20 protein-coding genes are annotated in these 26,513 nt (G+C 44.6%); 6 read left to right on the top strand and 14 right to left on the bottom strand.

Going from position 1 to position 26,513, the window contains the following annotated elements:
- Positions 1-16: 16 nt before the first annotated feature.
- From F7D73_RS04230 to F7D73_RS04265, 8 genes are all read right to left on the bottom strand, one after another.
- Entirely contained in the window at positions 17-373 is a 357-nt protein-coding gene (locus tag F7D73_RS04230; protein WP_006848366.1) for a P-II family nitrogen regulator, read from the bottom strand.
- Positions 374-643: 270 nt separating this feature from the next.
- On the bottom strand, positions 644-1,714 hold the full coding sequence (locus F7D73_RS04235) for a cyclically-permuted mutarotase family protein (RefSeq protein ID WP_194256846.1): 1,071 nt from the start codon (positions 1,712-1,714) through the stop codon (positions 644-646).
- A 97-nt stretch (positions 1,715-1,811) separates the two neighbouring features.
- Positions 1,812-3,890 carry a GDSL-type esterase/lipase family protein gene (locus F7D73_RS04240; protein ID WP_437182288.1) on the bottom strand — a complete coding sequence of 693 codons (2,079 nt, stop codon included), beginning with the start codon at positions 3,888-3,890 and terminating at the stop codon, positions 1,812-1,814.
- A gap of 51 nt (positions 3,891-3,941) precedes the next feature.
- Positions 3,942-5,807, bottom strand: a complete 1,866-nt coding sequence (locus F7D73_RS04245) for a family 20 glycosylhydrolase (protein WP_153122462.1) — start codon at positions 5,805-5,807, stop codon at positions 3,942-3,944.
- Between the two features lie 220 nt (positions 5,808-6,027).
- Complete coding sequence (locus F7D73_RS04250) at positions 6,028-7,305, bottom strand: sialidase family protein (RefSeq protein WP_194256847.1); 1,278 nt, start codon at positions 7,303-7,305, stop codon at positions 6,028-6,030.
- A 20-nt stretch (positions 7,306-7,325) separates the two neighbouring features.
- Positions 7,326-8,513 (bottom strand): AGE family epimerase/isomerase, encoded by a 1,188-nt coding sequence (locus F7D73_RS04255; RefSeq protein WP_153122465.1) that lies wholly within the window; start codon positions 8,511-8,513, stop codon positions 7,326-7,328.
- A gap of 29 nt (positions 8,514-8,542) precedes the next feature.
- On the bottom strand, positions 8,543-9,460 hold the full coding sequence (locus F7D73_RS04260) for a dihydrodipicolinate synthase family protein (protein WP_153122467.1): 918 nt from the start codon (positions 9,458-9,460) through the stop codon (positions 8,543-8,545).
- A gap of 81 nt (positions 9,461-9,541) precedes the next feature.
- Positions 9,542-10,777: an MFS transporter gene (locus F7D73_RS04265; protein ID WP_153122469.1), complete on the bottom strand. Its 1,236-nt coding sequence runs from the start codon at positions 10,775-10,777 to the stop codon at positions 9,542-9,544.
- Positions 10,778-11,133: 356 nt separating this feature from the next.
- Here F7D73_RS04265 and F7D73_RS04270 point away from each other — a divergent pair, with 356 nt between their 5' ends.
- From F7D73_RS04270 to F7D73_RS04285, 4 genes are all read left to right on the top strand, one after another.
- The gene (locus F7D73_RS04270) at positions 11,134-12,336 is read left to right on the top strand and encodes an ROK family transcriptional regulator (RefSeq protein ID WP_153122471.1); all 1,203 of its coding nucleotides are present in this window, start codon (positions 11,134-11,136) and stop codon (positions 12,334-12,336) included.
- Between the two features lie 48 nt (positions 12,337-12,384).
- The gene (locus F7D73_RS04275) at positions 12,385-13,356 is read left to right on the top strand and encodes an ROK family protein (RefSeq protein WP_420377616.1); all 972 of its coding nucleotides are present in this window, start codon (positions 12,385-12,387) and stop codon (positions 13,354-13,356) included.
- Positions 13,357-13,397: 41 nt separating this feature from the next.
- Positions 13,398-14,189 (top strand): glucosamine-6-phosphate deaminase, encoded by a 792-nt coding sequence (gene nagB, locus F7D73_RS04280; protein WP_153122475.1) that lies wholly within the window; start codon positions 13,398-13,400, stop codon positions 14,187-14,189.
- A gap of 202 nt (positions 14,190-14,391) precedes the next feature.
- Entirely contained in the window at positions 14,392-15,552 is a 1,161-nt protein-coding gene (locus F7D73_RS04285) for a dicarboxylate/amino acid:cation symporter (protein WP_153122477.1), read from the top strand.
- 61 nt (positions 15,553-15,613) lie between these two features.
- Here F7D73_RS04285 and F7D73_RS04290 read toward each other — a convergent pair whose 3' ends face one another.
- Together F7D73_RS04290 and F7D73_RS04295 are read right to left on the bottom strand one after the other, a co-directional pair.
- On the bottom strand, positions 15,614-16,753 hold the full coding sequence (locus F7D73_RS04290) for a DUF418 domain-containing protein (RefSeq protein ID WP_153122479.1): 1,140 nt from the start codon (positions 16,751-16,753) through the stop codon (positions 15,614-15,616).
- 24 nt (positions 16,754-16,777) lie between these two features.
- A complete protein-coding gene (locus tag F7D73_RS04295; protein ID WP_153122480.1) occupies positions 16,778-17,395 on the bottom strand; it encodes an HAD family hydrolase in 618 nt (205 codons plus the stop codon).
- A 200-nt stretch (positions 17,396-17,595) separates the two neighbouring features.
- On the opposite strand from F7D73_RS04295, the gene F7D73_RS16375 reads away from it, so the two are divergent.
- Positions 17,596-18,741 carry a restriction endonuclease subunit S gene (locus F7D73_RS16375; RefSeq protein ID WP_367383699.1) on the top strand — a complete coding sequence of 382 codons (1,146 nt, stop codon included), beginning with the start codon at positions 17,596-17,598 and terminating at the stop codon, positions 18,739-18,741.
- Positions 18,742-18,814: 73 nt separating this feature from the next.
- Positions 18,815-19,618, top strand: a complete 804-nt coding sequence (locus F7D73_RS04305; RefSeq protein ID WP_153122482.1) for a tyrosine-type recombinase/integrase — start codon at positions 18,815-18,817, stop codon at positions 19,616-19,618.
- A gap of 59 nt (positions 19,619-19,677) precedes the next feature.
- Here the strand turns inward: F7D73_RS04305 and F7D73_RS04310 are convergent, their stop codons facing one another.
- The 4 genes from F7D73_RS04310 to F7D73_RS04325 are packed head-to-tail and all read right to left on the bottom strand — an operon-like array spanning position 19,678 to position 26,433.
- On the bottom strand, positions 19,678-21,090 hold the full coding sequence (locus F7D73_RS04310; RefSeq protein ID WP_153122483.1) for a restriction endonuclease subunit S: 1,413 nt from the start codon (positions 21,088-21,090) through the stop codon (positions 19,678-19,680).
- 20 nt (positions 21,091-21,110) lie between these two features.
- Positions 21,111-22,271 carry a PDDEXK nuclease domain-containing protein gene (locus F7D73_RS04315; protein WP_153122485.1) on the bottom strand — a complete coding sequence of 387 codons (1,161 nt, stop codon included), beginning with the start codon at positions 22,269-22,271 and terminating at the stop codon, positions 21,111-21,113.
- Between the two features lies 1 nt (position 22,272).
- Complete coding sequence (locus tag F7D73_RS04320; protein ID WP_006848379.1) at positions 22,273-23,706, bottom strand: type I restriction-modification system subunit M; 1,434 nt, start codon at positions 23,704-23,706, stop codon at positions 22,273-22,275.
- Between the two features lie 9 nt (positions 23,707-23,715).
- Positions 23,716-26,433 carry a type I restriction endonuclease subunit R gene (locus tag F7D73_RS04325; protein WP_153122487.1) on the bottom strand — a complete coding sequence of 906 codons (2,718 nt, stop codon included), beginning with the start codon at positions 26,431-26,433 and terminating at the stop codon, positions 23,716-23,718.
- Positions 26,434-26,513: the final 80 nt, after the last annotated feature.

Below are 26,513 nucleotides of genomic sequence, written 5' to 3' on the forward strand. Positions count from 1 at the left end.
TTCCATCCCGCAATCGTTATTTCTCCTGCTCCGCATTATAAAGTGCGATGTCGCCTCTTTCACCTGTACGGATTCTCACGGTATCCTCTACAGGAATTACAAAGATTCGACCATCACCAATCTCGCCGGTACGGGCAGCCTCCTGGATGGCATTAATCGTTTTCTCTACGTTCTTGTCGCGCACGACAACATTCAGCAACACTCGCTCAATACTACTGGTATCATACATGACACCACGGTAGATACGAGCCTGTCTCATCTTACCCTCTCCTCTTACATCGTAGTAAGAGAACCACTCGATGTCGGCGGCAAGCAATGCTTCCTTTACATCCTCAAACTTAGTCTTACGGATGATAGCTTCGATCTTTTTCATGTTAATCTCTCCTATTCTTTAAATTACATTTTGTTTGTTTACGAGTGCAAAGGTACGACATTTTGCTCAAATAAACTTCATATTACTTACTTTTTGTTTTATTTATTTTCAATTGCTTACCATTTGATAAAACAAATTAAAAATTAAAATACAAAATGAAAGCAAATCACACATCTTCACTTTCATTTTGCCATTACAAACACAAAACAAAAAAGACCTGTATGGTCAGAAGCCTCAACAGGCACTGAAACCATACAGGTCGAATCATTATTAACGTAAATCTACCTTCACAATACCAGGTGAACGAAGTCCAGGCTTCAATTCACCACCCATATAATATAAGGTATGTCCTCGCAAAGCAACTTGGGCACCCGCTCGAGCCAAAAGAGCGTTTTCAGGGGATGGGATTTCCCATTGTTCTGTCTTCAAGTTATAAATCAAGAGACTATTATTGAACTTATACCATGAAATATCCTTTTTCAGATAATCCGTCTTGGCTACCATCGAATAGGTACCGCTGATAGCATCCCAGAAGATTTCTCTGTTCACACCACCGGCACAGACAATCTGAGCATTTCCTTTGGCTGAAACCTCCAGTATGGCTGTGGCTCCAGTAAGCGTGAGTTCCTTACCCTGCAAGTTGACAGGTGCAGGAAGCGAAGTCCAGCTCTTACTCATCAGCTGATAGCGCAATCCGGATGTAGCCACGATACTGGATTTACCATTCTCATAGAATCCGCCCCAAACAAAGAGTTCGCCGTTGTAGGCTGCACATACCGGCTGAACTCGAGGTTCTCCAATCAACTCTGTTTCCGGGGTCCACTTCTCATCCTTTCCGATTTCCATTGTCAGGACGGAAGCAGATGGTCGCCCGTCCTGATTACCACCCACCACGAAGAGACGAGTATCCAGGAGGCATACTCCCATATTATCCACCGTACAAGGCAGGTCTGGCAAAGACTTCAATATAGGTTTGCCGTTTTCCTGGTCCAGATGGATGCTCAAAACGGTTCGCAAACTATGCTCCGTATTACATCCACCTACCAGAATCAAGCTATCACCAGAGGCAACCACACCACCATAGGCAGCAGGCTCAGGCAGATTGCCTATCATCTCCCACTGCAAAGTTTCCTCATTACCAGTAACCTTCGCAGCATAGATGCTGGAATAATACTTTTTCTTTCCTGGCTCCGGGAAATTACATCCACCTGCCACTACCAGGTAGTCGCCAATGAAACCTGCATAACAAGCAGAAACACCGAGTTCATATCCAGCCTCCCCAGAAGGGAAGCCAGACATTGAACTGATATTTGTAAATTGTGTCTTTAAATTTGATTTCATTGTACTACAACTATTTATTATAATAATGATAGATAATGCTAAAAGCGAATTAATACATTTCATATCTTGATGCTATTAACAGTTATTATTGAGTCGGCTATCTGACCTCTCCTCTGAATGTAGAAGCCGGTAATCCTTCCTTATTGACCAGATTGGCACGGGTGAAAGGTTGCCATGCATATCTTACATATCTTGGAGTCTTGACCTCCGGAGAACTCACTCTTACCTTGCTGCCTTCTATCTTTACCTGGGCAGGATAGAACAAACCATCCTCCTCAGCTATCTCGAAGCAGGAAGGAGACTTACCGTCCGATGTACGGAGTCCATCGCCATAAGTAAAGGACACTACCAGATGATTCCCCTCTTTTACCACATTATTATATATAGGCCCCGAAGGAGTAACTGCATGTCCGTAAGTCTGGTTCAATGCCCAGCGACCCAGACGTTCGCCAACAGGCTGTTTATGGGTTGGATGCACATCAAGAGAATCACCCTGATCAGAAGAAACAGCCATTCCGGTATTTGGGATAGACTTCATCAATCTGAGCTGACTGTCTCGGAACCAGGTCCATGAAGGACGGTTCAGACTCGACAACTGCACAAAATAGAATGGCATCTCAGGGTTCTTCCAGTTGCTACGCCAACTATCTACCAAGAGTCGGAAGAGTTGTTCATGAGCATCCATATTATGTGCATTCGATTCACCCTGATACCAGATAACACCCTTGATAGGATATTGCTGCAAAGGCAAGATACCACTTTCATAAAGATAACATGGCTCATAAGGATGACGGCCCAGACGGGTGGCATCATTGGAGAGGTTCTTGGCTGCTCTGCCACGCACCCAATCCTGGATAAAGTCGTTCTGCAGCCAGTTGCGCAGGATTGCCGGGAACTGGGTCTCCAGAGTGTTTCTATCTACCCAAGCCTCAGTAGGAGCACCTCCGATGGCATTGCAAATCAGTCCCACTGGCACCTTCAGGCTGTCGCGCAGCATCTTGCCGTAGTAATAAGCCACGGCAGAGAACTGGGCTGCCGTCTCTGGGGTAGCCCCCTTCCAAGTGGTATTCTTGTAATACTGCAGATGGTTCAACGAATCCAGGCAGGATGCCGGCCATGCCACATCGTAAGTTTCCCATCTTCCCTTCATGTCGAAGAGTCGCAGGTCGGGGTCATTAGCCTGGGCGATATCACGCTTGCCAGTGGCAGCCTGGTTGAGCCGGAACGCCATGTTCGACTGACCTGAGCACAGCCACACCTCGCCTACAGCCACATGACGGAACTCCTTTTTCTGCTTGCCCGCCTGGATGGTGAGCGTATAATCCGTACCTACCGCCAATGGCTGCAAGATAACACTCCATTCACCACGGTTATTGGCAATGGCAGAAACCTTCTGACCGGCAATACTCACCACTACCTGTTCACCAGTATTGGCTGTTCCATGAATATCAAGAGGAGTATTGCGCTGCAACACCATGTGGTCTGTATAGAGATTAGACAGTTTCAAACCGCCATAGTTTCCGGTGATTCCACCATAAACGGTCTTAGCCAGAATACCAGCACCTTCTGCATTCGGATGGATGGCATCCGGCAACAGGTTAGGATATGGATAGAGAGGCGCATGGAAATCGATGAGTTCCGCTCCGCTTACTCTTGCCACCACCTTGATGGCTTCCTGTATTTCATCATGCCATTGTTTGGTTCCTGAAATAAAACGGGGATGGCGATGGGCTATCGGCGTGATATTTGCCAGAATAAATCTTACCTTTGGATTGGAAGAACGCAGAGAGTCCATCAGCGAAAGATAATCTTTCACGAACTCGTCACGATAGTTAGGCCAGTTTCTTGGGTCTGTATCGTTGATGCCCAGGTGGATGACTGCGATATCACCTTTGAAGGCCATCGCCTGCCTATACTCCTCCTGCTTCATATACGGACGGTGCCCGTGGTTCAGCAGGGTGGCGCCCGGCTTTCCGAAGTTGCCCACCAGGTATTTGTCACCCAACATATTCTGAAGCTGTACGGGATAAGAGAAATGTTCTCTGTCCTGGATTCCTGTACCATAAGTGATACTGTTGCCTACGCAAGCCACCTTGATTTTCTGCACAGTTTTCTTTCGGGCAGCCTTTACAGAGAGGGAGCCCATTGAGAGCATCGACAGCAAAATGACTGTCAATGTTCTTTTTGGAAAAATTAATTTATCATACAACATAACCTATCTTTTTATTTATTCATCTACAAATGCTGCTGTGAACATCCATTTCACGAGACGGGTCTCCTTAGAGGAGAACTTACCCACAGGAAGTTTCAACATCAGCTTGTTCCAACCCTTCTTGAGGGTAATATCTACCGCTGGACGAGACACGTAATTCTCATTCTTCAATGTAATCTCGTTGGAACGTTCTGTATTTGTATTCTCCCAAACAGGAGGCATAATTTCCTTTCCATTGAGCCAAGCACGACTGCACTTGTAATCCCAGGTACCCTGACGAGGAGCCAAATCGCTTTCCGAACGACTGTAGTTCTGGAATTCCAGCATCAGCTGAGTCTTTCTTTCCTTTGGAGAATAAATCCACCGGGTGGCATAAGCGGTATGGTTTTCCTGCGGATTGGCATAGAAACCAGGAACCAATGTACCCCAGACATGGCGCAGATAGATGCCGTTGCCGATGATCTTGCGGCTGTGATAGGACTTGCCTTCATACTGATATACGGAATCTTCCTGTTGCTCAGGTGGGAATACCTTGTTCAAATCTCCTCCGTTAGGAAAGGCATCGGTAATCTGCCACTCGCTCTGGGTCTGGCAAACGTATGGGAAGGGAACCTCTTTCAACCAGGTTTTCTTCTGCCAAAGCAGGCGGTGTTCAAACTCCTTGAACGCAGTCAACTGCTCCGGCTCGTCTTCCCACAGCAGGGTGCCCTTGCCATCAAAATAGCTGTTGCCGCCTCCACGCCAGGCACGTTCTGCCAGGGTGAGCATATAAGGATAGAAATTATTCTCAGCCAGCAGCTGAGGTGTATTGTCTATGAAGCGGTCGTTCCAGAAGGCAATGATACAGCCAGCCAGGTCGTCGCTTCCCTCAGTCTGGTTGTAGATGCGGCTGTTGAACATCGCCACCAGGTCGGCGTAGGTATCGAAGTGGTTGGCATAGTGGTAGCGGCAGTCGATGGCAGGGATGCCCTTCTGTGCCTTTCCACGATAGCTCCAGAGCTGCATCATGTCGATTTCGCCCGGTTTATAGTTCCAGCCAGGGTTATAGGAGATAACCTTCTTGCCCTTGTCTCGGATGTATCTCACCATCATCGGAACGAAATCCGGATTGGTGAACTGAACCTCGTCGGTGCCTATATGGAGATAAGGTACGTCGAAGGTTTCGCATACCTCATCGATGATATCTTTCAGAATCTGAGTACCCTTTTCGCTCTGCATATCGGTCTTGAAGGTACGCTCGAAGGCAGCACTATGTCCCGGCATATCGATTTCCGGAATCAGGAGCACCTGGTGCTGCTTGCAGAATTCCACCAGCTGACGGGCCTCTTCTAATCTATAATACTTTCCTTTCTCGCGCTCCATGTTTTCAGGTGCATTGAGCTGCGGATATTTCTTGCATTCCAGTCGCCAAGCCTGGTTTTCTGTGAGATGCCAATGGAAAACATTGATCTTGTATCTGCTCAGCAGACTGATTTCGCGCTTCAGTTCCTCTACAGGAATATAGCTTCTGCCCACGTCGTGCATGAAGCCACGGATACGGAAGGCAGGCCAGTCGGTGATTTCACATTGTGGCAAATAGGTCTTTTTATTTTTAGTGTACTTTAGTTGTTCCAGTGTCTGTTTTCCCCAATACATACCCTTAGGGGTGGTTGCCTCCAGGATAATTCTCTTGCCGGTAACCGTAAGATGGTAAGCCTCTTCCTGAAACTTAGCTCCTTCAATCTGGCTCACATATTTTTCTTCCACCGTCAACTCGTCGCTGGATTTTTTGCCGTTGAACTGATACTTCTGAGGCAGAGGCAACAATGAAGATGGATGATTGGCACTAATGCCAGCCATACACCAAAATATAGATAACAAAAATAGTAAGAAACGATTCATAATTAGGTAGAATTAAATGGATGAAATCATATCAATGATAGAGAGAAAAGCAGCATACCGAAAAAGGTATAAAGGAGAGGGGATTTGACTCCCCTCTACCTTTTTATATATAATCAAACAAGATGGAATGCTGGCGAAGCGCCCATGCATCCCCAAAATACAGCCATGACTAATTGTTTCAAATCTGAGTTCATGTTTATAAGTTGATAATTAGTTATTGTTATTTATATCTATTATTTGTTATCTGCTCAATGCTCAGGTTATAGAATCGAATGTCGTAATAATCATCCGTCTGTGTCTTCGGATCCTTAAAGGCATTCTCCTCCAGGAGGAAGTAGATGCTTCCATTCTTGCCCTGAACCATGGTTGAGTAAGCCGATGTTGTATTGCTCAACTGATAGCAGCCTTCCCAGTTCTTGGCAATCGCCTCTGGAGTGGCATAATCAGCAGGAGTCTCCAATGCCTTGTAGTAGATACCTACGTTGTTACGGCCTGGACCTACCGGAACACTCTGCAACAGCAGCTTCACCTTCTTGCCGTTCTTCTTGGCATCCACCATGAGAACCTCGCCATTGCAAGAGTTCTTATGGGCAGCAACACCCATATTCTTGGCATCAGAAGCTATTACCTTGCCCCAAGAGCCTGTGGCTGTCTTCTTATCCTCATAAGTATAGATGTTGATGTGGCGTCCACCCATTGCACGGCTGCTGAGCAACACATTGCCGTTTGGCAACTCTTCAACCTTAGCCTCATCTCCGTAAGGAGCAGCCTCAGCTACATTCTTGCCCAATACCTTCCAGTTCTGACCGAAGTCATCACTATAGATGATTCGGTTACCGCTGCGGGTACACAACACGGTATAGACACGATAGTACTTGCCTACCTTGATCTGCTTACTCTGACAGATTCTACCGCTGGTAAAGAAGGCAGATTCCACTTCTGGCATAAGGTCGTAAATCTGCTTGGTCACTTCCTCGCCATACCATGTCTTACCCTCGTCGTCGCTATAGTATCTACCCATCATCAGGAGATTACCACGCTTAGACTCCCAGTAGCCGATACCGCCCGATGCACACATCAGGAGGATTCTGCCACTCTTCTTGTCTACCACGACAGCCGCATCGCCATGGGCACAGTCGAAACTGGTAGCAATACCGTTTCCACCCTTTGCCACCATCTGCTCAGGAGAGCTCCAGGTAGCGCCCTTGTCCATACTGGTCTTCATCACGATGTCGAGATGACGGCCGCCACCAATATCCTTATTGTGATAACGATGATCGGTAAAGGCAATCAACTTACCCGACTTACACTCCACGATGGCAGGAATGCGATACTGAGCTTCCCTGTTAGGGAAGACAGTGATGCCGTCCTGAGCGTTCACAGCCTGAGCCTCAACTGCCATTTCTGGGGTTGCAGCAGCAACCTGTGCAGGCATCATCAGGGTAATACCCATTGTAGCGAGACACAATGCCTTACCTATGTTTGCTGAAAAAATCATATTTCTCATTTTTTGTTCATTTATACTTCCTTGTTCAAAATCTCCTGGCACAAAGAGTATGCCTTAATCATCATTCTTGGAATGTGGAACGGTCCCTTGAAGAGATTACCCTTGGCAGGCTGTGCCACGGTTCCGTCTCTGTGCAGATAACCATACCACTCGCCGAACTCAGCATCTGGGAAGTGGGCGTAGGTCCACTCGCTGATGCGCTGGTGCTTGTAGATATACTCGTCATCACCTGTTGCCAGGTAAGCGTAGAGCGAAGCGATGATGGTTTCGGTCTGTGGCCACCAGAACTTCATATCCTGTGAATAATCCTGTACAGGAAGATTCCTGCAGTCTCTGAAGTTGATGATGCCGCCATACTGCTTGTCCCATCCCCAGTCCCAAGACCAGTCGAAGATCTGCAGTGCCATATCGGTTATCTCCTTGTCCCAACCTCTCAGCTTAGCCTCTTCCATGATGAACCATGAAGTCTCGATGCAATGGCCTGGGTTGATGGTGCGGCCCATACAGGTATCCTCAAACTCACCGTTCATGCCAACCGTCTCCAACAGACACTTGAACTCTGGGTGGATGAAGTACTTCTTCAGCTTGGCGATTGACTCATCAATCTGCTCGGTAAGCTTAGGGTCGTTGATAACCTTGCGGATGCAGGAACCTACGTTGATGAGAATCATGATGATGCTGTGGCTCTGCAACTGCACTGATTCCTCGAACTTAGGAGCCAGGATGCCCGGAGTGGTGAGGAAGCGCTGGGTGTCCTTGAAAATCTGCAAGGCACGCTCGGCATACTTCTGGTCGCCTGTAGCCAGGGCATACTCTGACATCGCAATGGCTGCGAAGGTTTCAGAGAATACGTAGCGGCGCATGCGCAATGGCTTGCCTTCGGCTGTGACAGAGAAGTACATTCTGCCATTCTCGTCGAAACAATGCTTCTCGATGAAGTCGAGGGTGCTCTTCGCAGCCTCCAGCCACATCGGGTTCTTTTCTACATTATTATATGCATAGGAGCATATAAAGGCGAATCGCCCCTGGAACCATACCGACTTGGTGGAGTCTATCAGACTTCCGTCTCTATCCACACAGGTATAGACACCACCGTTCACCTTGTCCCATCCATGCTCCATCCAGAATGGCATGATGTTCTCCGTGAGATCGGTCTTGTAGGATTCAGCCCACTGCTTGATATATTCCTTGATATTCATTCTTATTGATTTTGTGGAGATGATTGAAATTAAAACTTATTGCAACGCTCGAAGAAGTGGATTGCCTCCAACTCTTTCTTCATAGCCTGCTCCTCCTCATCGGTCATGTTGCGGAATGGGGTGCGGTTAGGGCCCAAGTCGAAGCCCATCAGTTTCATGATACGCTTACCGCCCACGATGTTACCACGGTAGTGGCAAATCACGTTGATGACCTCCTGAGCAAAGTTCTGCTTCTCGCGTGCTGTCTCGATATCACCGTTCTTCCAAGCCTCAATGATACCCACCAGTTCCTTACCGTTGTAGTTGGTTGTTCCGCCGATGCCACCCTGTGCACCGCCCTGAGCCAAGCTAGGGAGGATGGTCTCATCCTGACCGTGGAGCATATCGTACTTGCCATCCTTGTAGAGACGGCACTGGTTGTACTCGTAGAGACTCTCGAAGGTATATTTGATACCGGCGAAGTTAGGAATGCGTCCATCTACAGCCTTCAGCAAGTCGAGCATTGGCAGGTAAGCACCGTTGAATGCAGGAATGTGGTAGTAGTAGAAAGGAAGCTCTGGTGCTGCAGAAGCAATCTCCTCGCAATACTTCACCAGTTCCTCGATGCGACCGATATGTGGGAATGGAGGAGCCATTGAACCGATACCCCAAACACCCAACTTCTGAGCATGCTCTGCAAGTCGACGGCTCTCACGGAGACAGCAGCTGCCCACATGAACGATAATCTTGAAGTCCTTTGGAGCCACCGCTACCCATCTCTCGGCAAGGAGCATTCTCTCCTCGGTGGTCAACATGTAACCCTCACCAGAAGAGCCGTTGATGAACACGCCCTTCAGACCATTTTTCTGAAGCATCTTGGCATAAGCCTCGATAGGTTCCAAGTTCACATCACCGTTGGCATAAAAAGGAGTGAACGGTGCATCAATGAGTCCAATGATCTTTTCCATAATCAAAAATATTTTATACGTTAATTATATGATTCTTAATTCTTTATTCTAAATGATCTGTCGTTGGCAGATGCTTTCGACTTATTCCAGATTATCTGTCTTTGGTTTCAGGCAGACCAACTGGAGTGTCAGTGCAGCTATCACCACGATGCCGAGTACGGCGAAGGCAAAGCCCAGGTTGCCGCCATCAGAGCACTTACCCATCACCTGTGTAACCATGGCTCCGGCAAACACACCCACCATATTCATGATACCGTATGCTGTGGCTCTGTACTTTGCCGAGATAATCTGGCAGAGGATTGGCATATTGTTGGCATCAAACATGCCGTAACCGATACCGAAGAGCAAGCCTGCTCCTACGATGGCTACCAGACTGTGACCGAAGCCGAGGAGGAAGAGCGCAGGAATGGTCATACCCAAACCGATGGCACTGGTATAGACACGGCCACGGATGTTCTTCTGTACCCACTTGTCAGAAAGCACACCTCCGAAAAGTACACCATGCAATGAAGATACGGCGATGGTGATGGTTGACATAGGACCCGCCTGCGACATTGGGATGCCCAAATTCTCAGCAAACAAGGTTGGAAGCCAGTTCTTCGTTGCCCAACCAGGGAGAGAAGGAACTGCAAAATAGAAGAGGATAACCCAGAAAGCCCAGGTAGAAAGTACTACCGACAAGCCTTGGAACAGTCCACCCTTGGCAGGTTTTGCCTGTTGCACAGGAGCCGCATTCACCGCATCCTTGTCCTTATCATGCAACAACAGGAGCAACACTACAGAATAAGCGATTCCGAGGATACCGAACCAGTGGAAAGTAGTATGCCAAGAGAAGGCTGCAGCCACTGTGGCACCGAATCCGCCGATGGCCTGACCCACATACAAACCGGTCATGTGGACACCGATGGCGAGAGAACGGGATTTGCCTTCATGCCAATCGGCAATGAGCGAGAGAGCAGAAGGGATGTAGAGTGCCTCACTGATACCCATCAAAGCTCTGAGCATGTAGAGCTGGTTGAAACTGGAAGCATCCCCCATGAGGTAAGTAACCAGCGACCAGACGAAGAGACTGCCCACCACCAATTTCTTTCGGCTGATTCTATCTGCCACGATTCCGGCGAATGGGCTCACGATTCCATACACCCAAAGGAAGACAGCCATCAAAGCTCCGAAGGCCTCAGCCTGCTGCAATTCCACGATGTCAACCTTCATTTCTGCCTGCATGGTTGAAAGCATCTGGCGATCCATATAGTTGAGAAGAGCCACCACCCAAAGGAGGGCTACAACCAACCAAGGATAAAACTTTTTATTTTTCATTACTCGATTGTTAGTTTTGTTATTCGGGTGCAAATATACAACATAATTAATCATCTGCCAAATTTTAATAAACTTATTTTCATTATTATTATTAAATAAATTAGTTTAATTATTTATTATATCCTTTTTCTACATAATATCTTATTATATATCTAAAAGAGAGCTTGTATGATTCAAAAACTATTAAAAGGCAGGAATCAGTCCAAAGTAGCTCGGAAACAAGGTAAAAACAGCAAGAAAAAGACTAAAAGATCATTTTCTCTAAAATATTTAGATTAATTAACTTAGAAATATTAATAAAACGAATTTATTTATTTAACTTTGCAGCATAAAATAATTAATTAAGAGATCTCTATATGTTAAAAGACATCATCAATCATAAAAAATGGTCTGCGTCAATGTCTGCCCTCGTCAACCAATTCATTGAACACGGTGGGCAAACTATTGCTGAGCTCTCCAAGAATTTGGGGGTCAGCGTTCCATATACCACCAAGACACTGAACGAACTCATCGAAATCGGGTTGGTGCAAACGACAGGCAAAAGAGACAACTATTCTAAAAGAGCGCCTAAGATATACGACCTTATCGCTACCTCAGGATATTTTCTCGGAATAGATACCGGAAAAGATAATCTCACTTTCAGCATCTGCGACTTCTGCGGCAATATGATTGCAGACCCGGTAAAGATTGACTTTGACTATAAAGACAACTTGGAATGCTTCGAAACCTTCATTAAATCCATCAACAGCTTTGTTGAAAAATCGGGCATTGACAAAAGCCAGATCAAGAATGCCTGCATGAGCATTGGAGGACGAGTGAATCCGGAAATAGGCTGTGCCTATAATTACTTCTCCTGCCTAGGAAAACCTTTGGCTGAGGTAATGTCTGAAAAACTCAGACTTCCTTTCTGTATTGACAACGACACCCGATGCATGACATACGGAGAAAGTCTCAAGGGAGTTTGCAAGGGAATCAAGAACGTAATCTTCGTCAATGTGAGCTGGGGCATCGGCATCGGAATCATCATCGACGGCAAACTGTACCAGGGCAAGTCGGGCTTCTCGGGAGAAATCGGTCACATGCACATATATAATAATGACATCATCTGCCATTGCGGAAAAACAGGATGCATGGAAACTGAAACATCAGGCTCTGCACTGCTCCGAAAGATGAACCAGAAGCTGCAGGAAGGAGGAACCTCCGTGCTCACCGACAAGGTGATGAAACAGCACCAGGAACTCACCCTCCAGGACATACTGGATGCCATCCAGAAGGAAGACGTGCTCAGCATCGAATCACTACAAAGGATGGCTGTGGAGCTGGGAACAAATCTCGCAGGAATCATCAACACCTTCAATCCGGAAATGCTCGTCATCGGAGGCGACCTTTCGGTTACCGGTGACTATCTTACCCAGCCTATCTGCATGGGTATCAAGAAATTCTCACTCAATATGGTTAGTGAAGACTCGCAAATCGTAACATCTGCCTTAAAAGACCATGCAGGACTGATAGGAGCCTGCCTCATGGCAAGAAGCAAAATATTACAAGGACATTCTTAAGAAAGAAATAAATAACTATTCAACTATTCATTACACAATTTAAACATGATGAAACAAAACGAGAAACCGTTTGTTATCGCCCTCGACCTGGGTGGAACGAATTCAGTGTTCGGCATCGTTGACAGTAGCGGAGAAATCAAAGCATCTACCTCTATCAAGACACAAGCCTATACAACAGTAGAAGAGTATGTCGCTGCTTCATGCCAGGCAGTGATGACTATCGTAGAAGAAACTGGTGGCATGGAGAACATCAAGGCAATGGGAATCGGAGCTCCTAGCGCCAACTACTACCGAGGAACGATTGAGAATGCAGCCAACCTGGTTTGGGGCAAGGGAATCGTACCACTGGCTAAGCTCTTCGAAGATAAGCTCGGTGTTCCGGTAGCTCTCACCAACGATGCCAACGCTGCTGCGCTCGGCGAGAAATGGTATGGTGTGGCACAGGGCATGAACAACTTCGTAGAAATCACCCTGGGTACAGGTGTAGGCTCCGGCATTGTTGTCAACGGTCAGTTGCTCTACGGATGCGATGGCTTCGCAGGAGAATTGGGTCACATGATTGTGACACCGGTAAACGGACGTCCTTGCGGATGTGGAAGAAGTGGATGTCTGGAGACATACTGCTCTGCAACAGGAGTGGTAAGAACAGCCAAGGAAATGCTTGCCAACAATCCTGACACAACTTCCAGCCTCAAGAACATTCCTCTTGACAAGCTTACCTCTCTGGATATCTACAATGAGGCTATGAAGCAGGACGAGCTCGCTCTGCAGATTTTCAAGCAGACCGGTGAAATGATCGGTGAGGCGTGTGCCAATGTTGCTACCGTACTCAGCCCTGAAGCATTCATCTTCTTCGGAGGTCTGGCTAATGCAGGCGACCTGCTGATGAATCCTATCAAGGAAGCATACGAAAAGCACGTACTGAGTCTGTATCAGGGTAAGGCTAAGTTCCTTATCAGCGGACTGAAGGGTGCATCGGCTGCCGTCTTGGGAGCATCAGCCATGGCTTGGGAAATATAATCAACATTTAAATAAAAACAACCAAAAAACATTTTGCAATTATGCGCGTAATTATCGAAAAGAATTATGATGAGTTGTCACGTTGGGCAGCTCGTCACGTTGTGGAGACTATCAAGGCCTTCCACCCAACAGCAGAGAAACCATTCGTATTGGGTTTGCCTACTGGTTCATCACCAATGGGTATGTATGCTGAAATCGTCAAGGCTGTCAAGGCTGGCGAAGTTTCTTTCAAACATGTACTCACCTTCAACATGGACGAATACGTGGGTCTTCCTGAGTCTCACCCAGAGAGCTACCATTCATTTATGGCTCGCAACCTCTTCGACCACATCGACTGCCCTAAGGAGAACATCCATATCCTGAACGGCAACGCAGAGAACCTGGAGGAAGAGTGTGCACACTATGAGCAGATGATTGCTGAGGCTGGCGGCATCGACCTTTTCATCGGAGGTATCGGTCCTGATGGCCACATCGCTTTCAACGAGCCTTTCTCTTCACTCAACTCTCTTACCCGTGTGAAGACTTTGACAACTGATACCCGTATCGCTAACTCCCGTTTCTTCGACGGCGATATGAACAAGGTTCCTAGCACAGCGCTCACCGTAGGTGTTGGCACAGTTATGGCTGCAAAGGAAGTGATGATTCTCTGCAACGGCCACAGCAAGGCACGTGCTCTCCAGGCAGCTATCGAGGGTCCTGTTACCCAGGCTTGGACTATCAGCGCTTTGCAGACTCACAAGCACGGCATCATCGTTTGCGATGAGAGCGCTACCGACGAATTGAAGGTTAGCACTTACAAGTACTTCAAGGATATCGAGAAAGACAATCTGTAAAAAACAGATAGTATCTGAATTCATACATTGTACAAGAAAAAAAAGGTTGGCGTCCTTCTGCTGAGAGGCAGGAGGGCGTTTTTTGTTGAGAAGAGCTTTTTCTTTGAGATGTTTTTTATTGAGATAGGCTTTTTATTGAGCAAAAGCTTGGAAAATAGTAAGAAAAGCCGTACCTTTGCAAACAAAAAGCAAAACTACGGATATGAAAAGAATCAAAATGCCACTATTGGCAAGAATCATCATTGCCATCCTGTTGGGTGTAATCTTCGGCAATTTCTTCAATGAAGCAGCCGTCAGAGCGTTTCTCACCTTCAACGGCATCTTCAGCCAGTTTTTGGGCTTTATGATACCGCTCATCATCATCGGTCTCGTAACACCAGCCATTGCCGACATCGGTCATGGAGCCGGAAAACTCCTCCTTGCAACCGTGGGCATCGCCTTTGCCGACACCATCCTGGCGGGTCTGCTTGCCTATGGTACAGGTTCGGCTCTCTTTCCACACATGATTGCCAACTCGGCCCATGTGGCAGTAGACAAAGTGGAAGAACTCAAACCCTTCTTCGAAATCAAGATACCTGCCATGGTAGATGTGATGAGTGCCCTCGTGTTCTCGTTCATCGCCGGACTGGGCATTGCCCATAAAGGCAGCCGCACCATGCAAAAGATATTCCAGGAATTCAAGGAAATCGTTTCCGGTGTCATCGCCAAAGTCATCATCCCCCTCCTGCCCCTTTATATCTTCGGCATTTTCCTGGGCATGACTTTCTCGGGCGAAGCATACCATATCCTGCTGGTCTTTGCACAGATTATCCTCGTGATTCTCGTGCTCCATATCGTGATATTACTTTACGAATATCTGTTGGCAGGCGGCTTGTCCCACAAGAATCCTTTCAAGCTGCTGCTCAATATGTTACCAGCCTACTTTACGGCTCTCGGCACCTCTTCATCGGCAGCCACTATCCCGGTAACATTGAAGCAGACCTTGAAAAACGGTGTCACCGATGGCATTGCCGGATTCACCATTCCGCTCTGTGCCACCATCCACCTCTCGGGTTCAATGATGAAGATTACCTGCTGTGCGCTAACCATCTGTCTCATCAATGGTATGCCGTGCAATCTCCCTCTCTTTCTCAACTTCATCTTCGTGCTCGCCATCTGCATGGTGGCTGCTCCGGGAGTTCCGGGAGGAGCCGTGATGGCAGCGCTCGGTCCGCTAGCCTCAGTTTTAGGTTTCAATGCTGATATGCAGGCGCTCATGATAGCCCTCTATATTGCGATGGACAGTTTCGGAACCGCCTGCAATGTAACGGGCGATGGTGCCATTGCCGTAGTTGTGGATAAGATATTCAGAAAGGATAAATAAAAAATAAAAAGGTGTGTCATGGAATCATGACACACCTTTTTTATTTTATCATCTTGAAAACTTAGAATTTAATCCAGGTCAGCTTCTTCCATATTCCCTCGAAAGGACCGTGGGAGTGATACTTGAGCCAGAGGTTAGAGAAGAGACATTGTACTACCACCATGGCGATGCCCACAAAGAAAGCGTAGGTGATGCCGAGCTTTGTCTGGAGATTGAAACCATAATAGGCAAACAGTCCGCAACCGATGATAGACTGGAGGAAATAGTTGGTCAGACTCATCTTACCAAACTGGCGCAGGAACGACAATCCCTTTCTGAACCATTCCTTACCATACCACAACAGTACGAAGCCTGAAACTACGAACGAGAGGATGAAGAAGTTGTAGATAGGATAAAGCCAATTGTTCCATGTTTCCATGTGGCGTACATCTACGATGCCTCCCACAATCAATACCAGCATGGAAACCGCCAGCACCTTCTTCCACAAAGCCAGGTTGTTGTTCTCATTGTAGAACCAACGCTTTCTGCCCACCAGCATTCCGAGTATGAAGAGGCAGATGGTCTGCGTATGTCTTCCCTTCATCATGCACCAGTAATAGGTAGCCACCTGTCCATATCGCAGGTTTCCATAGGCATTTTCCAGGAAACTGCCGTGCTGATGTCCATTATACATATTTCCATACACCTCTCTCAACGCCGATGTATCCACCTGCCATCCCGAAATGAGGGAGTAGATTTCTATCGGTTGGATAAAGAGGAAAGCAACCACCCACCAGAGCCATTTGGTAGGAAGATAACTCAATGGGATGAGAACCAGTCCATAGATGGCATAGGAGAAAAGGATGTCGCCATCGAAGAAGGCGGTGTTCACGATACCGAGCATTGCCAGAAGGAACATTCGCCAGGCAAATCTTCCGGAAAAGCAATTTCCCCGCTGCTGCTGATTATCATTCATGATAAAGAAGCTTAATCCGAAGAGCAGGGCAAAGATGCCATACATCTTTCCCGACAGCAGCAAAGCCAGCACATCTGCCATCCAATCATCACAACCCAGCGTATAAGCATGCTCTATGCTTCCATCGTACATATTGAAATGCTCCACGGAATGATAGAGAATAATACCTGCCACAGCCAATCCTCGCAAGGCATCAGCTACGTCAATACGACTGTTTTTCAGTCCCAATGTCTTGTAAACATTCATTTTGATATTGTATGTTAGTTATTATTAGCGTACAAAGGTAAGTGCAAGCCAATCATCGAACTTCACGTTCTGGAAGGTATGGATGCCCAGTGTCTCGGCAGCCTCACAGTTTTCCTTCAGATCATCGATGAAGAGGGTTTCATCGGGATTGATGTTCGCCTGCCTGATTACCTCCTCATAGATGCGGGCATCAGGTTTTGCCAGATGCATTCGCTGAGAGAGGAAACAGTGCTCGAAATAATCCTCTACCCCATGGTTCTGATAAGGGAAGAGATGCTCCACGCAATAACCCCAGTGCACATCAATGGTATTGCTCAAGAGGAAGAGGCGGTAGCCAGCTTTCTTCAACTGCAGGAGTCGCTCCTTTTTGTAATCAGGAATCTCCACCAGCATCTTGTTGGCAGCATCGATGATGTCTTCATTCGTCACATCAGTCCCAGTCAACTCGCGGGCTGCATCGCAGAATGCTTCGGTGGTAATCATTCCCACACCCAGTTTACCCATCAGCTTCATCCCTTCACTCTGAGGATTTGAATCAACCAACTCCCCCATTCCTATCGCCTTGAAAGCTCCGATGCATCCTTCGGGATTGAGCTTCACCAGGACATTACCTAAATCGAATATGATATTCTTGTATTGCATAATCTATACCTTATTTTAAATCGCACTTTTAATCCTCAATCAGATACTTACTGCAAAAGTACAGTAAATTCCAGAGAGAGCAAATGATTAGGGAAAAGAATGGTGGGAATATAACATTTATTAGTAAAAGAAGGATATGCCTGTAACTACTTTTACCTTCTGATAAGCCGCATTATCCCTTTGAACTTCCAAAGGGGTGGGTGTGGACGACGGTTGGAGAAATTTCTAAATCCATTTTGTATGGTGTAAGTGAATCCGCGAAAAGCAAAGGAGAATACAAGTTGCTTAGAATAACTGATATTAAAAATAACGCAGTTGATTGGAACACAGTCCCATATACTGATTATGATGAACATAAAGCAAATGCATATATAATCAGCGATGGAGATATTCTGTTTGCAAGAACAGGTGCAACTGTAGGTAAATCTTATCTTGTAAAAGGACTACAAGATAAAGCAATATATGCTTCTTATTTAATACGAGTACAAACATTCAATGAAATTCTTCCAGAGTATGTAAAGTATTTCTTTGAATCTGGTTTCTATTGGGAACAAATACAAAGAGATTCTATAGGTATTGGACAGCCTAACGTAAATGGTACTACGCTTTCACAATTAGCTTTATCGATACCTCCTATAAATGAACAACATCGTATTGTAAATGAGTTAGGTTCTTGGCTGAATATTATTGATATCATAGATAATGGAAAAGCAGAATTGCAAATAGCTATTAAGCGGGTCAAGAGTAAAATCCTCGACCTCGCCATTCACGGCAAACTCGTACCGCAAGACCCGAATGACGAGCCAGCCAGCGAACTGCTCAAACGCATCAATCCAAAGGCTGAAATCACTTGTGATAACCTCCAATATGGCAAGCTGCCGAAGGGGTGGTGTGAAACGACATTAGGAAATACAATTGTGATTAAATCAGGTGATGCTATTAAAGTTCGAGACAACAGAATAGGTAAATACCCAATTTATGGAGGAAACGGCATCACAGGGTATAATGAATCTTACAATGTAGATGGAATAAATATCATAATCGGACGTGTGGGGTTTTATTGTGGTTCTGTTCATTATGTAAATAATAAAATATGGGTAACAGATAATGCTTTTGTTACTAAAATAATGGGAAACGTATATACACCAAAATTCCTCTATTATCTTTTGCAGCAATATGATTTGAAGCAATATTCAAATTCAACAGCACAACCTGTAATTTCTGGCAAAACAGTCTATCCTATTAATGTTATGCTGCCACCGCTTTCCGAGCAATACCGCATCGTTGCAAGGATTGAAGAACTATTCGCTCAACTTGACAAGATAGAATCCTCATTGCAAGCATAAAGGCTTACAATGGGGATTCCCCATTCTTGACACGCATCTTATATTGTTACCATTCATTTTAATACAAAACAATATGGTAACACAATTTGAAAAGTATTTGGTCAAGTCAAACTTGGCAAAGAACACGGTAACATCGTACCTGTGGACTATCAACTATTTTCTTGAGCACTACAAGGAGGTGAACAAGAAGAATCTGTTGGCTTATAAGGGTTATCTCATGGAGAACTTCAAACCACAGACGGTAAACTTGCGTTTGCAAGCAATGAATAAGTATTTGGAGTTTAGCAAACAAGAGAAGCTAAAGATGAAGTTTGTAAAGGCGCAACAAAAGAACTTCTTGGAGAACGTAATCAGCGATGCCGATTACAAGTTCCTGAAAGCCAAGCTAAAGGCAGACGGTTATGATGAATGGTATTTCATCGTTTGGTTTATGGCTGCCACTGGTGCACGTGTCAGCGAGCTGCTTCAAATCAAAGCTGAGCATGTAGCGGTTGGCTATCTTGACTTGTACAGCAAAGGAGGCAAGATGCGCCGCCTTTACATTCCGAAGAAGCTATGCACTGAAGCCCAAAGATGGCTAACAGGACAAAACATCACCTCTGGTTATCTGTTCACCAATCGTTTAGGCAACCGCCTTTCCACTCGTGGCATAGCTATCCAACTGAAGTACTTTGCCGAAAAGTACGGTCTTAACCGTAATGTGGTTTATCCACACTCCTTCCGTCACCGTTTCGCCAAGAACTTCCTTGACCGTTTCAACGACATCGCCCTCCTTGCCGACCTCATGGGGCATGAGAGTATCGAAACAACACGCATTTATCTGCGACGCACAGCAAGCGAACAGCAGAAGATTGTGGACAAGGTTGTTACTTGGTAATCGTATCTATATCATTTAGCCACCGCAAGAATATAGCTTGCGATGGCTAAATATGGTAGTTATAATGAGGCTTCTATCTTGTCAAATTGGGTGAATAAATCTTCAATCTTAGCAACTATACGCTGTTGCTCTGCAAGTGGTGGCAGTAATATTCTTATTGCCAAAATTGCTTTTGCACTAATATTGGGTTGTGCACCTCCGTATACCATTTTTAATATGTTGTCAACTTGAGAATACATAAGATAGTGCATGTATGGAGTATACAAAGCTTTACTAGCTTTTATTTTTCCCACTCGTTGGTTTAAATATGAAATTTCACCATATGTATAAACTCCCATTTTGCCTGTTGTTGCACCAGACATTGCCACTAAAAAATCACCTTTTTCTATAATGTATTGTTCGTCAATTTCATCTTGAATATAAACACATGAATTTAAATCGATTTTCCCTTCATTTGTTATATTAGAAATTCTAACTAAAGGTATTCCATTATTCTTATAAGCATCGCTGCTAAAAGCAAAACCATTAGTAAAGGAACATACGTTTCTTAATGTACAACTACACCACCCCTTCGGCAGCTTGCCATATTGGAGGGTATCACAAGTGATTTCTGCCTTTGGATTGATGCGTTTCAGCAGCTCTATCGCTGGCTCTTCATTCGGGTCTTGTGGTACAAGTTTGCCATGAATAGCAAGGTCAAGAACCTTTGATTTGATTTGCTTGATGGATTCTTGTAAGTTTTCTTTTCCGTTTTTTATGACCTTGATTAATGAAAGCCAACGTTTTATTTCTTTTACAATACGCTTTTGTTCTTCAATTGGAGGCAATGGAACTCTAAAAATTGATAGCTTCTGAGCATTAATATTTGATTGATTAACAGCATCAGTTTTAACATCGTTACACCAATTTCTATGATATTGACTATTCATTACAAAATTAATGTAATCTGCATTTACAAAGATTGTTCTCAAACGAATTATATAGCCTGCATAAATCGCAGGTCTTTCTCCTTTGTAAATTGCAGTTTTACCAACCCATTCACTACTATTTGTTCTATTAAATAATAAATCATTATGTAACAGCTTGAATTTTTCAATATCTTCTTCATTATTACTGTAAACCAAATCTTTCCAATCTAAACCACCCTCACGATTAATGTTTCCCATCCTTAACACAGGAACTTTTCCCAAACGAGAGGATTTCTCAGATGTACCATACATGAGGTCATATGCAATATCTTCCAACTTGCACCACACCCACCCCTTCGGCAGTTCAAACGGATAATGCGGCTTATCAGAAGTCTTTGCAGACTTCTTTCCCTTCTTAATCTTTCCCTCTTTGATGAGTCTTTCCTTTTCAGCACGGATACGTTCGAGCAGCACCGATGCTGGCTCATCGTTGGGATCTTGTGGAACGAGCTTGCCGTGAATAGCAAGGTCGAGTATCTTTTGTCTTAATGCTTTTGTGTCCATTATTAATTCGTCTATTAATTTTAAGATTTATCTTCTTTTGAGAAGAACTGACAGAATTCCCTTAATTGTTGTTGCATTTTTTCTTGCGGAATTAAGATACGCTTATATTCCGCCACCATCGTAGGACTCATGCTGCGACTCATAGCATATTCAACAACAACCTTGTCCACATCAGGACATAAAATGATGCCTATAGAAGGGTTCTCGTTGGAACGTTTCACATCACGGTCAAGAGCTTCAAGGTAAAACTCTAATTGACCAAGATCTCGAGGATGGAATTTGGTTTTCTTCAATTCCACCGCTACAAGTGCCTGGAGACCGCGATGAAAAAACAGCAAGTCTGCCTTATAGGTAGATGCACCAACGGTGAGCGGATACTCTTGGTCCATAAAGATGAAATCTTTACCTAATTCGAGAATAAATTGCTTCATATGCTCTATTAATCCATTCTTCAATTTGCTTTCATTGTATTTCTTTGGCAACCCAAGAAAATCTAAAAACACTGTGTCTTTAAACATAATAGGAGCATCAGGATATTGCTCTAATAATCCCCTCGACATATTACTTTTATTTCCGAGAAGGTTGGAAAAAGTATCATTGTCAACACAGCGCTGCATCTCTCTTTTTCCTAGTTTTTCTTTATGTGCATAAAGAATATAGAATAACCGCTGTTCATAACGCTTACAACGACATAGTATTTCTATATGGTTAGTGAACGTTGTCAACTCCAAAATTTTAGGCATTTGTGCAGCCAGTGGCTGCACAAATGCAGCAGCACCATTTTTTGATTGTATTGCCTTACTTTTCGATACTAATTGTTTTACTTCAATTTGTGCAGCCATTGGCTGCACAAATTCAGCATCAAGATACTTATTTACTATCGTAGTGAAAGTTTCCGTAGAATATTCATCATAGAACATCACCATATTATATATGTTTCTTCTACTATATCCTTTTATCTCAGGATGTTGAGAACGGATATATTCAGATAGTTGGGAAATAACCTTGCTTCCCCATTCCTCACTTTTTAACTTCTTGGAAACATAGGCACCTACATGCCACGCAGTGAGCAGCATCTCCTTATTGACAGCCATAGACGCTTTACTTCGATGCTGAACTATCAGATTTACGACTTCAGTAAACTGCTGTTCGATGTTAGTGTTTATCAAACTTTTGTCCATTTTATACCTCCTTTATTCCACTCAATAATTTCTCCAACTCGCTTACGGCCTTGCTGATATTCATGCTCTGTTCCTTGATGTTTGACATCAATTGGCTCAATGGTAAATCTTCTGTATCATTACCCTGTTTTATCCAAGTGATATCAAGACTTGTCTTGTCACGAGCCATGATTTCATCAATGCTATACTTGCGCCATCTGCCAGATGGGTTCTTGTCTGCATCATATGTCTCTTTGCGGGCATTGATGTCCTCAGCATGATAGCAGGTTACAAAGTCATCGAGGTGGTGACGCTCTAACTTGTTCGTAGCCAAGGTGTGTTTTACACCAGTGCGATAGTCGTAGAACCAAATATTCTTAGTTGGCTGTCCCTTGGTAAAGAATAGTACGTTTGCCTTTACTCCCTGTGCATAGAAAATGCCTGTAGGTAAACGGAGAATGGTATGGAGATTGAAATCCGACAAGAGTTTCTTGCGGATGGTCTCTCCTGCGTTGCCTTCAAAAAGTACATTGTCTGGCAGGACTACTGCTGCACGTCCGCCAGTTTTGAGCATCAGCATCATATGCTGAAGGAAGTTGAGCTGGTTGTTCTTGGTTTCAACATAGAAGTCTGGACGATTGATTTCAACAGAACCGGCAGGGCGTGTGCCAAATGGAGGGTTGGCAAGGATGACATCCACTAAGGTGGAAGGTTCTTTCTCCAAAGAGTCCTCGCATACGATAGGGCTGTGGTCTGTGCCTATACCATGAAGATAAAGGTTCATGGAGGCAAGTGTAACCACAAGTGGGGTGATGTCATTGCCATGTAACGCTTTGTTGTTCAAAAAGTCCAATTTATCACGATTCTGGCTTTGTTCCTTCATGTAATCGTAGGCAGCAAGCAAGAAGCCACCAGTACCACAGGCGGGGTCGCATACAGTCTCACCAATTTGGGGTTGCAAGCAGTCAACCATAGCTTTAATCAGTGGACGTGGGGTAAAGTACTGACCAGCACCACTTTTTTTATCTTGACCATTTTTCTCCAAGATGCTTTCATATATAGCACCTTTTACATCACCATCCATGATGAGCCATTGCTCTTCATCTATCATAGTGATTACCTTCTTAAGATAGACAGGTTTGTCAATCTTGTTTTGTGCTTTGGTATAGATGGTGCCGATGAGGTCATCTTGTTGACTTAATAGTTTGAGTGTACTCTCATATTGCTTTACGAGATCATAGCCATCCAAGCCTGTCAAGTCTTTCCATCTATACCCAACAGGTATGGATGAATCCTCTCCAAAGAGTTCCATATTCTCGTCATCCATCTTTAAGAAAAGAAGATAGGTGAGTTGTGTGATGTAATCTGTAAATCCTACTCCGACTCCTGCTAATGTCGTAGCAAGATTCCACACCTTTTTTGTGAGCGTTTGCTCTGTTGTTATATTTTTTGCCATATCTATATACTATGCAGTTGTTCTTAATACTATAAATTTATATACGGAATCCAAAGCCTCGTCAGCTTTCTGCATGTTTCCGAAAGCTGCAATCAATTGGGCTGCATGGGTGACATCGTTCTTCCTTATCTCTCGCACGTTGCAGGCTCCATTGGCTGCGATGTATTCCACGATCTTGCCTATCAAATCCTTCTGCTTCGGTGTTATATCCATTTGTTTTCGACCATACCAAAGATTAAACATACTTCGAGCCGTAGGATAGGCACTTTCCAGTTTTTCTGTCTGATGGTAAGCGAAGCGTACCAGTTGGATGATGTTGGTAAGAGCCTCCGATTCTTCCTTCCTGGTCGTGCGGCGTACTTTATCACCATATACGATGGCGTATGAATTCCATAAGAGCTTTTGTGCAAAGCGGTTGTTCTCCATCTTCAACTTATTTTCCAAGTCCTTCAACATGGAATAAGTGATAGGTTCGCCCTCGTTATTATATAGAATGCGTAAAGCTTCTATGTCATCACAGTGGTCGCAGCAATATTGCTCAAATGCATCTGTGGTACTTTGAGCCTCTTCGATAGAGAAACCTTTGGATATGAGCGTATCTTCTCCTGGCATCAGCGTGTTGACAAAACCAGCTGCAAGAATCAGGATGTACTTACGGACATTGGCATGATTAGCTATCGGAGATACCAACCCCTTACGTTCATTGTTAGGTTCATTGATATCTACGTATGGTGGCAATTGTGGCTGGTGCTCAGGATCGAGAGCATTATAGATGCGTTGAGCAATTTCCTGCATGTCATCATGAGCGATGCGGACAAATTCCTGTCGCTGTACATTATCTGCCTTATTGTAAAGTCTGGATAATGTGGCAGCAAGTCGCTTGAGGTAATTGTCTGGCAGATTTCCATGAGCGATACGTTCCAATAGTTCTTTTAAGGTGATGGTCTCTGTCTCTGGACCTTCATACTGACCTGGTATGATATGCTCATGTTCGGTTACTCCTACGGCATCAACTAGGAAGAAACAGTCTTTGCTGATAGCATTAGGTGTCACGTTGCGCAGCTGTTCGTCACCTATTGTCCGGACTCCACGACCTTTCATCTGTGTATAGAGGGGAGCTGAAGCCACATCACGCATAAACATCACGACTTCCAGAGGCTTTACATCTGTTCCGGTTGCGACAAGGGTACAGGTTACGGCAATGCGAAAGTCCTTGTCGTTACGAAACTGGCGTATCAGTTCATTGCTATCTCCTGCCGAATAGGTTATCTTCTGAACAAAGCGGTCATCCGTGCGTCCAAAAACTTCTTTAGCAATTTGAACGATATTTGTTGCATGGTTCTCGTTGAGCGCAAAGATGAGGGTCTTTGGCAGATAGTCCATGTTAGGCTCTCTTTGAGGGTCATTGAACATTTCTGTATAGACAGCATCACGATAAGTGGAAAGAATAAGTTTTATCTGGGCAGGGTTGATGATGCTTCGATTTAACTCTTCTTTCGTATAAGTCTTCGTTTCCTTTGTACTTACGGTTTTAACTTCACCAGTGTATCGAGTCTCAACTTTGGTTTTCTGACCTTGCATGATAGCTCCACCTTCTTCAGTTACCTTTGTTCTGATTCGGTAGATACGGCTATCGACGTTGACACCATCTATGATTGACTGCTCAAGTGTATAGTTTACAATACGGTTGTTGTTGAAGAATGCCATCGTTTCAGGAATTGGTGTCGCAGTTAGACCTATAAGACGAGCAGTATCAAAGTATTCCAGCACCTTGCGCCAGTTGCCATAAATAGAACGATGACACTCATCTATAACAATAAGGTCAAAGAAATCGTGTGGTAAGTTTGGGTTGTCTGGTAATGCTACTTCACCATCAGATGTATCTTCATCGTCATCATCTGTATCCGTAATCTCTTCTCCTTTTAAGAGTGAGAATAATCTTTGTATGGTACAGATAACCACATTGCTGTCTGTTGGTACTTCAGCCGACTTCAACCTGTTGACTGCATAGATAGTATTGAAGGCATCACCAGTTTCCGTAAGGCGGAATGTACCAAACTCTGTTTCTGCCTGTTTTCCGAGGTTATTGCGGTCAACAAGAAACAGAACACGACGCATAGGAGTATAGCTAAGCATGCGATAGGCCGTGAGACATGCCGTATATGTTTTGCCGGCACCAGTAGCTAGAACCATCAATGCACGATTTTGCCCTATACGGAAGCTCTTCTCCAATTCCGTGACTGCCTCATATTGACATTCTCGCAGACCTTTCTTATTCAATGTAGGAAGTCCGGCAAAAGGGTCGTCTATACCTAACATCTTTACTATTTCCTTAGGAGTAAGAATGCGGCTGATAGTTTCCCATTCTGAAGTTTCACGATGTCTATAATCAAAAAACTCTATTTCCTTGCCATTTGATTTAAAAAGGAAAGGCAAAGGTTTTTGCCAGGCTTGATAACAGTCAGGTACACTCTTTGCATATGTGATAGCCTGTTCACTCACAATATTGGAAGAAATATTAATTTCTTCTCGTTTAGCTTCGAGCACACCGACAGCTTTCCCATTGATAAACAGGAAATAATCTGCTTCAAGATTGCCTTTGAGCAATCCCTCACGAATAGCTACGGCTGAGATGGTAGGCTCGTATTCATCTCGATTGACAACCTTCCATCCTGCATCAGCAAACCATTGGTCTATTTTGACTCTTGCTTTTTCTTCTGGCGTCATAGTTTTGTTACCTATTATTTTAGCTACAAATTTATATAAAATTTTCGAATTATAAGCAAGTAATATAAAAAACTTGAATG

Origin of the sequence: Segatella copri (genome assembly GCF_009494395.1) — a bacterium.
GTDB lineage: Bacteria > Bacteroidota > Bacteroidia > Bacteroidales > Bacteroidaceae > Prevotella.